The organism is Faecalibacterium sp. OM04-11BH, from assembly GCF_003482185.1.
Taxonomy (GTDB): domain Bacteria; phylum Bacillota; class Clostridia; order Oscillospirales; family Ruminococcaceae; genus Faecalibacterium; species Faecalibacterium tardum.
Genome location: NZ_QULS01000026.1, coordinates 1 through 12,335, shown reverse-complemented (window position 1 = coordinate 12,335; position 12,335 = coordinate 1). Strand labels below are relative to the sequence as shown.

General features: G+C 58.5%; 10 protein-coding genes. 6 read left to right on the top strand and 4 right to left on the bottom strand.

Translation table 11 applies throughout. The features are described from left to right. The first annotated feature begins 553 nt into the window (after positions 1-553). Together nrdD and nrdG are read left to right on the top strand one after the other, a co-directional pair. Positions 554-2,725 carry an anaerobic ribonucleoside-triphosphate reductase gene (nrdD, locus tag DXB44_RS13750; protein ID WP_118659055.1) on the top strand — a complete coding sequence of 724 codons (2,172 nt, stop codon included), beginning with the start codon at positions 554-556 and terminating at the stop codon, positions 2,723-2,725. Between the two features lie 88 nt (positions 2,726-2,813). After that, positions 2,814-3,371, top strand: coding sequence for an anaerobic ribonucleoside-triphosphate reductase activating protein (gene nrdG / locus DXB44_RS13745; RefSeq protein WP_055187051.1), 558 nt, complete (start codon positions 2,814-2,816; stop codon positions 3,369-3,371). A 177-nt stretch (positions 3,372-3,548) separates the two neighbouring features. Here the strand turns inward: nrdG and DXB44_RS13740 are convergent, their stop codons facing one another. Next, a complete protein-coding gene (locus tag DXB44_RS13740) occupies positions 3,549-5,126 on the bottom strand; it encodes a RecQ family ATP-dependent DNA helicase (RefSeq protein ID WP_118659054.1) in 1,578 nt (525 codons plus the stop codon). 247 nt (positions 5,127-5,373) lie between these two features. Between DXB44_RS13740 and DXB44_RS13735 the strand changes: the two genes are divergently transcribed. The 4 genes from DXB44_RS13735 (at position 5,374) to DXB44_RS13720 (ending at position 9,543) form a co-directional block, all read left to right on the top strand. Beyond that, complete coding sequence (locus DXB44_RS13735; RefSeq protein ID WP_118659053.1) at positions 5,374-6,402, top strand: glycosyltransferase family 2 protein; 1,029 nt, start codon at positions 5,374-5,376, stop codon at positions 6,400-6,402. Between the two features lie 390 nt (positions 6,403-6,792). Beyond that, positions 6,793-8,088 (top strand): cation:proton antiporter, encoded by a 1,296-nt coding sequence (locus DXB44_RS13730; protein WP_118659052.1) that lies wholly within the window; start codon positions 6,793-6,795, stop codon positions 8,086-8,088. A 244-nt stretch (positions 8,089-8,332) separates the two neighbouring features. Continuing rightward, positions 8,333-8,584, top strand: a complete 252-nt coding sequence (locus DXB44_RS13725; protein ID WP_118659051.1) for an AbrB/MazE/SpoVT family DNA-binding domain-containing protein — start codon at positions 8,333-8,335, stop codon at positions 8,582-8,584. A 23-nt stretch (positions 8,585-8,607) separates the two neighbouring features. Then, entirely contained in the window at positions 8,608-9,543 is a 936-nt protein-coding gene (locus tag DXB44_RS13720; RefSeq protein WP_118659050.1) for an alpha/beta fold hydrolase, read from the top strand. A 161-nt stretch (positions 9,544-9,704) separates the two neighbouring features. On the opposite strand, the gene DXB44_RS13715 is transcribed toward DXB44_RS13720, so the two are convergent. From DXB44_RS13715 to DXB44_RS13705, 3 genes are read right to left on the bottom strand one after another with little or no spacing between them, the layout of a single operon-like run. Beyond that, the gene (locus DXB44_RS13715; RefSeq protein ID WP_118659049.1) at positions 9,705-10,652 is read right to left on the bottom strand and encodes a histidine kinase dimerization/phospho-acceptor domain-containing protein; all 948 of its coding nucleotides are present in this window, start codon (positions 10,650-10,652) and stop codon (positions 9,705-9,707) included. Continuing rightward, positions 10,634-11,314: a response regulator transcription factor gene (locus DXB44_RS13710; protein WP_118659048.1), complete on the bottom strand. Its 681-nt coding sequence runs from the start codon at positions 11,312-11,314 to the stop codon at positions 10,634-10,636. Before DXB44_RS13710 ends, DXB44_RS13715 begins: the two co-directional genes overlap by 19 nt. Positions 11,315-11,318: 4 nt before the next feature. Then, positions 11,319-12,182 (bottom strand): TraX family protein, encoded by an 864-nt coding sequence (locus tag DXB44_RS13705; RefSeq protein ID WP_118659047.1) that lies wholly within the window; start codon positions 12,180-12,182, stop codon positions 11,319-11,321. Positions 12,183-12,335: the final 153 nt, after the last annotated feature.

Here is a 12,335-nt window from a genome sequence, read left to right as displayed (position 1 = left end):
TCAGCGCTTGGCGCTCAAGTATAATACCACACCCCGGGGCACTTGTCAACACTTTTTGACATCTTTTTTCTAATTTCTTTGCGCGGGGGGGGGTTGGGGGCAAAACTCCAACCGCAAAGAACCCTCTCAGGCATCGCTGCGCGATGCCAGCTCCCCCGAGGGGGGAGCTTTATTGGCGCTGACCGGAAGATGCATAAAAGCTCCCCCTTTCGGGGGAGCTGGCGCGCAGCGCCTGAGAGGGTTCGCCCCTATATTATTACATTATATAGGCAGTACGAAGCCCAAGCAGGTATAGACTGTGGCTTATATTACCCGACGGAAAGCATACTGTGCTGTCAAGAGTTTCCGTGCAAAATTTTGTCCCGAAAAATATCTGCTATTTTTGGCGATTGCTACAAAACGCAAAATATAGTGGTATTTTGCTTGACTTGCCACTAGATAATGATAAAATAGAGTTACATTCAGTTTGTTGGATATCGTTGTGCGCAGACGGGTATCTCTTATGATAAGAGGTACCCGTTCACAATGCGCCTATATAGAAGGAGGAGAACCGATGAAGATCATCAAACGAAACGGTGCAGAAGTTCCTTTTGATATTACCAAGATCATCACCGCCGTTACCAAAGCCAGCGATTCTGTGGGCGGTCAGGCTCGTCTGAGCCGGGAGCAGATCACCCAGATCGCTGCAGCCGTTACCGACCAGTGCCAGCAGCTCAACCGCGCGGTCAGCGTGGAAGAAGTACAGGATCTGGTGGAGAACCAGCTGATGGACATTCAGGCGCACGATGTAGCACGCCACTATATCACCTACCGCTACGTCCAGAGCCTGAAGCGCCAGACCAACACCACTGACGAGCGCATCCTGAGCCTGATCGAGTGCCAGAACGAAGAGGTCAAGCAGGAGAACGCCAACAAGAACCCCACCGTCAACAGTGTGCAGCGCGACTATATGGCCGGCGAGATCTCCAAGGATCTGACCGCCCGTCTGCTGCTGGACCCGGAGATCGTAAAGGCGCATCAGGAGGGTCTGATCCACTTCCACGATTCCGACTACTTTGCCCAGCACATGCACAACTGCGATCTGGTGAACCTGGAAGATATGCTGCAGAACGGCACCGTTATTTCCGGTACCTATATTGAGAAGCCGCACAGCTTCTCCACTGCCTGCAACATTGCCACCCAGATCATTGCACAGGTAGCTTCCAACCAGTACGGCGGCCAGAGCATCAGCCTGACCCATCTGGCTCCCTTTGTGGACGTCTCCCGCAAGAAGATCGCCGCTGAGGTGGAACTGGAGATGGAAGGTCTGGGCGTCTCTGCCGAGCGCAAGAAGGAGATCGTGGAGCGCCGTCTGCGCAACGAGATCAACCGCGGCGTGCAGACCATCCAGTATCAAGTGGTCACTCTGATGACCACCAACGGTCAGGCACCCTTTATTACCGTGTTCATGTATCTGGGCGAGGCCCGCAACCCGCAGGAAAAGGCCGACCTTGCCATCATCATCGAAGAGACCATCCGGCAGCGTTATCAGGGCGTGAAGAATGAGGCCGGTGTGTGGATCACCCCTGCCTTCCCCAAGCTGATCTATGTGCTGGAAGAGGACAACATCCGCCCCGGCGCCCCCTACTACTACCTGACCGAGCTGGCCGCAAAGTGCACTGCTAAGCGCATGGTGCCGGACTATATCTCGGAAAAGAAGATGCTGGAACTCAAGGTGGACAAGAATGGCGAGGGCCACTGCTACACCTGCATGGGCTGCCGCAGCTTCCTGACCCCCTATGTGGACCCCGAGACCGGCAAGCCCAAGTACTATGGCCGCTTCAATCAGGGCGTGGTCACCATCAATCTGGTGGACGTTGCCCTGAGCTCCGGCGGCAACTTTGAAAAGTTCTGGAAGATCTTTGACGAGCGTCTGGATCTGTGCCACCGGGCTTTGCAGGCACGCCATAAGCGGCTGCTGGGCACCCCCAGTGATGCTGCCCCCATTCTGTGGCAGTACGGCGCACTGGCACGCCTGAAGAAGGGCGAAAAGATCGACAAGCTGCTCTTCGGCGGCTATTCCACCATCAGTCTGGGCTATGCCGGCCTGTACGAATGCGTGAAGTATATGACCGGCAAGAGCCACACCGATGCCGGTGCCAAGCCCTTTGCATTAAGTGTGATGCAGCACATGAACGACAAGTGCAACGCGTGGAAGAAAGCCGAGAACATGGACTACTCCCTCTACGGCACCCCGCTGGAATCCACCACCTACAAGTTTGCCAAGTGCCTGCAAAAGCGCTTTGGCATCGTGAAGGGCATCACGGACAAGAACTATATCACCAACAGCTACCACGTCCATGTTTCCGAGCCCATCGACGCTTTTACCAAGCTGAAGTTTGAGGCCGACTTCCAGCGCCTGTCCCCGGGCGGTGCCATCAGCTATGTGGAAGTGCCCAACATGCAGGACAATCTGGAAGCCGTCATAAGCGTGCTGCAGTTCATCTACGACAACATCATGTACGCCGAGTTGAACACCAAGTCCGACTACTGTCAGGTGTGCGGCTACGATGGCGAGATCAAGATCGTGGAGGATGACGGCAAGCTGGTGTGGGAGTGCCCCAAGTGCGGCAACCGCGACCAGAACAAGCTGAACGTTGCCCGCCGCACCTGCGGTTATATCGGCACTCAGTTCTGGAACCAGGGACGCACGCAGGAGATCAAGGACCGCGTGCTGCATCTGTAAAAAACGCCAAAATTTATTTATGATTTATATTTGGAGCGGCCTTCAGGCCGCTCCAAATATCTTTTCAGCAAACGACAGGAACATGAGCATGAACTACGCAAACATCAAATATTACGATATCGCCAACGGCCCCGGGGTGCGCACCAGCGTTTTTGTGTCCGGCTGCCGCCACCACTGCCCGGGCTGCTTCAACGCCGTGGCATGGGACTTTGCCTACGGTCAGCCCTTTGATAAGACCGTGCGCAACGAGATATTCGCCTCCTGCCAGCCGGACTATATCGCCGGGCTCTCCCTGTTGGGCGGCGAACCCTTTGAGCCGGAAAACCAGCGGGAGCTGCTGCCCTTTGTACGCAACTTCAAGGCGCTGTACCCCGCCAAGACGGTGTGGTGCTACTCCGGCTATACTTGGGAACAACTTACCGGCAAAGAGCCCAGTCCCGCGCGGTGCGAGGTGACCGACGAGCTGCTGGCACTGCTGGATGTGCTGGTGGACGGCAGATTCGTGCAGGCCGAGCATGACATCTCCCTGCGCTTCCGCGGCAGCCGCAACCAGCGCCTGCTGGATGTGCCCAAGTCCCTTGCCGCCGGGCAGCCCGTGTGGTGGGAGGACGAAAAGGTGTTCGCCACCCATACCATGGAACGGTAAGCGGTGCTGAACTCCTTCTCGTGAAAATGCGTTTGTCGCGGCCCGCAGGCCGCGACAAACGCTCTATTAAAAATAATTCTTCCGCTGAATATGGCCAAAGCAACGCGGAGGCCATTCGAAATCATCCCACATCAAAAGAAGCCGCTGCACAGACTGTGCAGCGGCTTCTTTCTTTTCTCACTCCCGGCTGCCCACAGCGTCCTCGATAACGCGCAGGAAGGCATTGCCGTAGCGGGCGGCTTTCTTTTCGCCCACGCCGCTGATGTTCAGCAGCTCGTCGATGCTCATGGGCTTTTTCTCTACCATCTCCCGCAGGGTGGCGTCGTTGAACACCATAAAGGCGGGCAGGTTCTGCTTGCCTGCCAAGCGCTTGCGCACCGCATACAGGGCATTGAGCAGCTTTTCGTCCGCTTCGCTCAGGCTGCCCGCTGCGGCGGGCTTTGCGCGACGGGGCTTTTCCAGCCGGTCGGCGCTTTGGGCGGCACGGCGGCGGGCGTATTCCACCTGCAGCTGCGCTTCCTGCTCGGCGGCAAGGCAGCAGGAGCAGTTGCCGCACTTTTTGGGCGCGGCCTCCCCGAAGTATTGCAGCAGAAAACCGCGCAGACAGTGCTGGGTGGTGGAATAGAAGGTCATGTACTTGAGCCTTTCCTCTGCCTTGCGGGCGGCTTCGGCCTTTACATCCGCAGGCAGACCGTTGTCGGCCTCCCGCTCCTTGTCGATGAAAAAGCGGATGGTGCGCACATCCGTGCCGGAATACAGCAGGGTGCACCGGGCGGGCTGACCGTCGCGCCCAGCGCGCCCGGCCTCCTGATAATAGCTTTCCAGATCCTTTGGCATATTATAATGGATGACGAACCGCACGTTGGGCTTGTCGATGCCCATGCCGAAAGCATTGGTGGCAACCATCACCTGTACCCGGTCGTAGAGGAAATCGTCCTGATTCTGCCGCCGGGTGTCCGCATCCAGTTTTGCGTGGTAGGCTGCCGCCCGGATGCTGCGGCTTTGCAGCAGCTGCACCGTCTCGTCCACCTGCCGGGTGGTGCTGCAATACACGATGCCCGCATGATTGCCCTCTTTGAGCACCAATTCCAGCAGCTCCTTGGGCTTCTGGCTGGGCAGTGCCCGCCGGGTCTCGAAGTACAGGTTGGGGCGGTCGAAGCTGGTGGTCACCTCGTAGGGCGCTTGCAGCGCCAGATGGGTGCGGATATCCTCCCGCACATGGGCGGTGGCGGTGGCGGTGAACGCGCCCATGACCGGGCGACTGGGCAGGCTGTCCACAAATTCCTTGATGCGCAGATAGCTGGGGCGGAAATCCTGTCCCCACTGGCTGATGCAGTGCGCCTCGTCCACCGTGACCATGCTGATCTGCCGCTCCTGCGCGAACCGCTGGAAGCCCGGCATCTCCAGCCGCTCCGGTGCCACATAGATGATCTTGTACCAGCCCTCCCGGGCGCGGTGCAGCATCAGCGCCTTCTGGTTGTCGGTCAGGCTGTTGTTCAGAAAAGCCGCCGCCACGCCCGCCTGCACCAGCGCCCCCACCTGATCCTTCATCAGACTGACCAGCGGGGACACCACGATGGTAATGCCCGGCAGCAGCAGCGCCGGCACCTGATAGCAGATGGATTTGCCCGCGCCGGTGGGCATGACCGCCAGCACATCCTGCCCGGCCAACAGGCGGCTGACGATCTCCTCCTGCCCAGGGCGGAAGCTGTCGTAGCCGAAAACTTTTTTCAGGATACTGTGCGGGTTTTCCATGGTCTCCTCCGTTATATAAGTAGGTGCGCTGACGCGCCGATCGCTCAAAACCTTATCAGTATACCACAAAACCGATACTTTTGGCAGAAAAAAGCGTCACTTTGCGCAAAAATGTGCAATATCCACTCTTTCTGCCCGGGAAGGATAGCTTTTCAGGCGCGAAAATGCTATAATGAGAACACATATCTCCATGCCCCCGCAGACTGCCCGGCATGGATTATGCAATGTAAAAAGGAGCATTTATAATATGCAGCAGAAACTTATCACCTTTGCCGTGCCCTGCTACAACTCGGCAGCCTATATGCGTCACTGCATCGAAACGCTGCTGAGCGCAGGCGAGCAGGCCGAGATCATTCTGGTGGACGATGGTTCCGTCAAGGATGACACCCCCGCCATCTGCGACGAGTACGCCGCAAAGTACCCCACCATCGTCAAGGCCATCCATCAGGAGAACGGCGGCCACGGCGAGGGTGTCAATCAGGGCATCCGCAACGCCACCGGCCTGTACTACAAGGTAGTGGACAGCGACGACTGGCTGGACACCGACGCCCTGAAGAAGGTGCTGGAGCGTCTGACCACGCTGGTAGCCCGCGGCACCGCGCCGGATCTGATGATCTGCAACTATGTGTACGAGCATGTGGAGGACGGCACCAGCCATACCGTGCGCTACACCAACGTGTTCCCGCAGAATCGCCTGTTCGACTGGGTGCACGTCCGGCGCTTCCGCCCGGATCAGAACCTGCTGATGCACTCGGTCATGTACCGCACCGAGGTGCTGCGCCAGTGCGGCATGGTGCTGCCCAAGCACACCTTCTATGTGGACAATATCTTTGTGTACCAGCCCCTGCCCTACGTCAAGAGCATGTACTATATGGATCTGGATCTGTACCGCTACTTCATCGGCCGCGCAGACCAAAGCGTGAACGAGAGCGTGATGATCGGCCGCGTGGACCAGCAGCTGCGGGTCACAAAGCACATGATCGACTGTCAGGATCTGGACGCGCTCAAGGGTCAGAAGCGTCTGCGCGCCTACATGGTGCACTACCTGTCGGTCATGATGGCGGTCAGTGACATCTTTCTGCTGCTGGACGGCAGCGCCGAGGCACACGCCAAAAAGGCAGAGCTGTGGCAGTACCTCAAGGATCACGTTACCCCCGGCGTTTACCGCGCTGTGCGCGTGAACCTTGGCGGTCTGACCGACCTGCGCTTCCCCGGCGGCGACAAGGTGGTCGTAGCCACCTACCGCCAGCTGCGCAAGATCTTCAAGTTCAACTAAAAGCATCGTTTTCCCCCTGTCATCTTAAATGACGGGGGGATTTTTGTTTGAGGGAGCCCCTTCCGTCTGCTCCCGTTGGTCGCAGCCACCTTCCCCAAGGGGACGCCAACCCTCTCAGGCGCTACCGCGCCAGGCGTGACTGAGAGGGTTCAGCCGTCCCCTTGGGGAATCTGCTGAGCAAAGCGAAGCTCAGGGGGTAAACATATCTTTTCGTGCCAAAGTCTGTACGAAACGCGCAGGATGGTTGCTTTTCCTCCGTTGTTCCGGTATACTGGATACGTTTTCCCATTTTGACCCCGCACTGGATTTCACACAGGAGTTCGATACTTTTTTGACAAGGAGGAACCGAGTGCTGCGGCCTTTGGCTGCGCACCCAATACAAACCACATTATGGAACAAATGTTGATCTGTCTGTCCCTTGCCCTGATCGCCGGTCTGCTCATGTCACGCGCTGCTAAGGCCGTGCGTCTGCCCGCCGTCACCGCCTATCTGCTTACCGGCCTGCTGCTGGGGCCCTTCTTTCTGGGTCGGCTGGGACTGAGCCGTTTCGGCTTCGGTTTTGGCAGCCTTGTTGCCGTGGAGGGCTACGGCATTATCACGCAGGTGGCGCTGGGCTTCATCGCCTTCGTCATCGGCAACGAGTTCCGTCTCAGCGCCCTGAAGCACATGGGTCGCCGCGCCGTGACCGTGGGCATTGCGCAGGCGGTGATCACCACCGCGCTGGTGGATATCGCCCTCGTTGCCCTGCACTTTGCCCGCCCGGACGTCATCTCGCTGGCCTCTGCCATCACGCTGGGCTCTATCGCCGCCGCTACCGCACCCGCTGCTACCCTGATGGTGGTCAAGCAGTATAAGGCCGATGGCCCTTTGACCAAACTTCTGCTGATGGTGGTCGCCATTGACGACGCCGTGGGTCTGGTGCTGTTCTCGGCCTCCTACGGCGTGGCAAACGCGCTGGAGCAGGGCCGCATCGACCCTGTGAGCGTGGTACTGGAGCCGCTGCTGGAGATCGCGCTCTCGCTGGCGCTGGGCGCTGCCGCCGGTTATTTGCTGAACCTGCTGGAAGTCTACTTCCACTCCCGCTCCAAGCGCATGAGTCTGTCGGTGGCCTTTGTGCTGCTGACCGTGGGCCTGTCCATGACCAAGTTCGAGATCAACGGCACCCGCTGCGGCTTCTCGCTGCTGCTGGTGTGCATGATGACCGGCACGGTATTCTGCAACGTCTGCCCCACCTCGGATGAGCTGATGGACCGTCTGGACCGCTGGGTGTCCCCCATCAATATCCTGTTCTTCGTGCTGTCCGGCGCGGAGCTGGATCTGACCATCCTCACCAACCCCATGGTGCTGCTCATCGGCGTGGTGTACATTGCGGCACGCTCTGCCGGTAAGATCAGCGGCTCCTTCCTGAGCTGCCGCGCCACCAGCTGCAGCCCCGCCATCCAGAAATATCTGGGCATCACCCTGCTGCCGCAGGCCGGCGTAGCGCTGGGCATGGCTGCCACTGCCGCCGAGCTGTCGGACGGCCACATGGTACGCAACGTGGTGCTGTTCTCAGTGCTGGTGTACGAGCTGGTAGGCCCCACCCTGACCAAGCTCTCGCTGACCGCTGCCGGCGAGATTCGTCCCGAGGGTCGCACCAGCGCCCGCGTGGAGAACCAGCCCGAAGCCCCTGTGGAGCTGAGCTGAGACGATAAGGAAGAATTATTTGTAATTTTGAGGGTCAGGAAAGTCCGCGGACTTTCCTGACCCTCTTTTCACAGAAAAGGGTTCTCCCCCACCTTTATGTGCAAAAGGTTGTTTTTTGTCGAATCAGCACGCAATCATTGACGAAAGCTGCTATTTTTTGTATACTAAGCTTATCGGCGCTGGCACAATTTTCCTATTGTGTCAGTGGTTGCTAAATAGGAATAGTGAAGGAGAATGACACATTATGAAAAGCACTGGCATCGTTCGCGGCATTGACTCGCTGGGACGGATCGTTTTGCCGAAGGAGCTGCGCACCAGTATGCACCTCGACACCGACACCAAATTGGAGATCTTTGTGGATGGAGACGCCATCGTCCTGAAAAAGTACCGCCCCTCCGGCAGCTGCGATTTCTGCGGAGAGGTAGACGAGCAGGCCATCCAGTTTGGCGGCTACTGCATCTGCACCGCCTGCCGCCGTAAGCTCAGCGCACTGTAACGCAGAAAGGAGGCCCCTTTCTCATGAGTCAGTTCATCGACTTTACCCTTCCCTCCACCGTGCCGGGGCGCACCCTGCACGGCTTTCGCTGCGTCCCGGAGGGGCAGGTGCGGGCGGTGCTGCAGCTGTCCCACGGCATGGTAGAGTACATCGACCGCTACCGCCCCTTGGCGGAATATCTGGCCGACCGGGGCATTCTGGTCACCGGGCACGACCATCTGGGGCACGGTGCCTCCATCCGCACCAAGGAGGACTACGGCTATTTTGCCGAACCGGACGGCAACCGCGCCGTCCTTGCCGACCTGCACGCCGTAACCGTGCTGACCAAGGAGCTGTACCCGAATCTGCCCTACTTTTTGCTGGGACACAGCATGGGCTCTTTCTACGCCCGGCAGTATCTGTGCGAGTATGGCCGGGAGCTGAACGGTGCCATCATCATGGGCACCGGCTTCCAGCCCAAGGCACTGGTCAAGGTTGCCAAGACCCTTTGCCGGGTGCTGGCAGCCTTCCACGGCTGGCACTACCGCAGCAGCCTTGTGGCCAACCTTTCCTTTATGGGCTACAACAAGGGGCTGGAGGGCCGCACCACCCACGACTGGCTCAACCGCGATCAGGCTGAGGTGGACAAGTATCTGGCCGAGGAGCGCTGCACCTTTACCTTTACGCTGAACGCCTATTACAGTATGTTCAGCGGCATTCTGCGCCTGCACGACCCGGCTTTTCTGGCACGGATGCCCAAGGAGCTGCCGCTGCTCTTCCTCTCCGGCGATGCCGACCCGGTGGGCGAGCAGGGCAAGGGCGTGCGCCGCGCCATCCAGAGCCTGAAGGACGCCGGTGTGCAGAACATTGAAAGCATCTTCTACCCCGGTGCCCGCCACGAGCTGCTGGTGGAGACCAACAAGTTGGAGGTTTTCGCGGACATTGCCGCTTGGTTGGACAAACAGCTGACAAAACAGTAAAACGAGCAAAGGGCTGCTGCACAAAACGTGCAGCAGCCCTTTAACCTAGAATAAGCATTTTTATGGAGCTTCCAGAACGCCTGCGGACGTTTTGGAAGCTCTTTTCATGGTTTTCGGAAACAAAATGCAGCGAAATATGCTCCAATTCGTCTATTTTTCCATCATTCTACATTCCGTTTATAGCGCAGCGGAGTCTGCACCTCGGCGCGGATCTTACCAAGATAGGTGCGGGTCTGCTCTGCGCCCTGCAAAATAGACTCTACCTGCGCTTTCTGCTCTGCGGTCAGGCCGTCATCCTCTGCCAGCAGCTCCGCGTTGCCCTCGATGATGGTCAGCGGCGTTTTCAGCTTGTGGGACAGCTGAATGATCTGCTCCCGCTGCCGCTGCTCCATGGCCCACTGCTTCTGCAAGCTGCCGGTCAGTTCATCGCCCATGGTCTGCAGCGCCTGTAAAGTGCTCTCGTACTCCCGCACCTTCGCGCCGGAAAATACCGCGCTGTCCAGATCCTTCCGCGCCACCGCCTGCGCGGCGGCGGTCAGCTTTTCGGTCTCCCGGGTCAGGAAGCGCCCTGTCCTGTGGGTGCTCCACACCACCGCGCCTACCAACAGCAGAATGCCCAGAATGCAGTGCACGGTCTGCATATCCGGCAGCACGCCCCGCAGCGCAGGGTCGGCGTAGGGCACGGCATAGTCAAATTGCAGCAAGCAGACCGTTCCGTCTTGCAATTTTGACGTCATATAATACTGCGTGTAGCCAAAATGCCAGCGGGTTTTCCCCTGCCGGTACTCCATTGCCCGCTGCAAGTGCCCGGCATCCATGTTGGTGGCCAGCACCTTGCTGCTGTCCGGCGCGGCAAACAGGGCGTACCGGCACAAGGAGTCCAGCTGCGTCTCGTCAAAGGTGGCGGCGGTCATGCCCGGCAAAATGTCCTGTGCGGCTTTCTGGCAGGCCTGTGCAGCCTGATTCGCGGGAAGAAACAGCCCGCCGTTCTGGATCCACAGCATCAGCACCAGCAGCCACCCCACCGCGACCAGCAGGCAGGCCAGCGCCGTGCGCACCAGATATTGCAGCAGCACGCTGCGCAGAGAGGTCAGTCTTCGCTTTTCCATCGGTACCCCACGCCCCATACGGTATTGAGCAGCTTTTCCGGCTCCGGCACGCCCGCCGCTCGCAGCTTTGCTCGGATATTTTTGATGTGCTGGGTCACGGCGGTGTCGTCCGCAGTGCCGTCAATACCAAAAACCGCTTCGTAAATTTGCTCCTTGGTAAAGGTCTGCCCGGCGTGCAGCGCCAGATACTCGCAGATGGCATATTCCGAGCGGGTCAGCGGCAGCACCTTCCCCTCCACCGCCGCGCTCCGGGCGGTCAGGTCAAAGGCCACGCCGCTGCGCACCATCCGGTGCGCCGGGGTGCGGCTCTGCCGCCGCAGATGTGCCGCCACCCGCGCCCGCAGCTCAGCCACCCGGAAGGGCTTGGACAAAAAGTCATCTGCCCCGATGCCCAGCCCCTCCAACACAGCAGCCTCGTCGGTGCGGGCACTCAGAAACAGGATAGGGGCTTCGGTCAGGCTGCGGATGCGCCGACAGACCGCAAAGCCGTCCTCCCCGGGCATCATCACGTCCAGCAGGATGCAGTCTGCCCAGCGGCAGAGCGCTTCGGTCAGATCTCTGCCCGCCTGCCGCGTTTCTACCCGGTGGCCGTCCCGCTCCAAAGTGGTGCGGATCAGCTTGCAGAGCTCTAAATTGTCATCCACGGCCAGAATGTTTGCCACAAGATCACCTCAACACGTTATAAACAAAGCAAGATGCCCCATACAGCAGGTACACATGGGCGGGGTAGAACCAGTAGAACAGCTGCTTGTGTCCGCTGCCGCGCTGCCCGTTGTACAGCAGCATCAGCAGCACCGCCGCTACGCCGAACCACTCGTAGTTGTCGGTGAACATCTGCGTCCACACAAAACCCTCCTGTCGGCAAGCCATCCCAAAGGTCAGCACAAAGTCACACAGGAAAATCACCAGTGCCCATACCGTCAGCTGCATTTTGCGCCGTCCACGCAATGCATACAGCAGCACACCGCCCAGCAGAAAACTCCAGCTGCCATCCGTGATAGCCGTCCACATGGGCAGCGGGCTGGTGATGACAAAGGCCACCACAGACGAGGCAATGGGCATCTCCTGCACCTGGGGAAAAAGCAGCAGAAATACTACCACCACATACGGCCAGCATAAAACGGCGGCAATGGCAGCAATGCCTTTTGCAAGCTTTTTCTCCCGCAGCCAGTCGATGCCCTGCCAGACGATGCACAGCAGCATCAGGTCCTGAAAAATGGCATTCAGCGGGTAGAAACCATCCCCGCGCCGGAAGGCTTTGGCGTAGATCATAAAGAATTCCAGCGCCGCCATGGCTGCACCGATAGCCCAGATGCGGATAAAATACCGTTTGCGGTCATGGGTGTGGGCAAAGCCCTCCACCGTGCAGAACAGAAACAGCGGCGCACTGAGCCGCCCCAGCATACTGAACACCGTCGGGATACAGCCGGTGAACTCGAAGAAATAATGAATGTGGTCCAGCACCATCAGCGCCAGCGCGATGGTCTTGAGCTGGGTGCCGTCCAGCCCTTTTTTCGTTAATTTGTCCATACAGAATCTCCTTTCCTTTTATGCATCCAGTGTAACAGGAAAATCTGTAGAAAGTATAAGGTTCTGCTTTTATAATACTATTTTCTGTCCTGAAACGCAACAAAAAAGCCCCGAGACTTTCATCTCAGAGCTCTTTGTTAAGTCGGCGACTAC

Coding starts and splice junctions, on each gene's coding strand:
- DXB44_RS13725 (WP_118659051.1), top strand. CDS start 8,333: ATGAAAAGCACTGGCATCGTTCGCGGCATTGACTCGCTGGGACGGATC.
- DXB44_RS13715 (WP_118659049.1), bottom strand. CDS start 10,652: ATGGAAAAGCGAAGACTGACCTCTCTGCGCAGCGTGCTGCTGCAATAT.
- DXB44_RS13740 (WP_118659054.1), bottom strand. CDS start 5,126: ATGGAAAACCCGCACAGTATCCTGAAAAAAGTTTTCGGCTACGACAGC.
- DXB44_RS13705 (WP_118659047.1), bottom strand. CDS start 12,182: ATGGACAAATTAACGAAAAAAGGGCTGGACGGCACCCAGCTCAAGACC.
- nrdG (WP_055187051.1), top strand. CDS start 2,814: ATGAACTACGCAAACATCAAATATTACGATATCGCCAACGGCCCCGGG.
- DXB44_RS13735 (WP_118659053.1), top strand. CDS start 5,374: ATGCAGCAGAAACTTATCACCTTTGCCGTGCCCTGCTACAACTCGGCA.
- DXB44_RS13720 (WP_118659050.1), top strand. CDS start 8,608: ATGAGTCAGTTCATCGACTTTACCCTTCCCTCCACCGTGCCGGGGCGC.
- nrdD (WP_118659055.1), top strand. CDS start 554: ATGAAGATCATCAAACGAAACGGTGCAGAAGTTCCTTTTGATATTACC.
- DXB44_RS13730 (WP_118659052.1), top strand. CDS start 6,793: ATGGAACAAATGTTGATCTGTCTGTCCCTTGCCCTGATCGCCGGTCTG.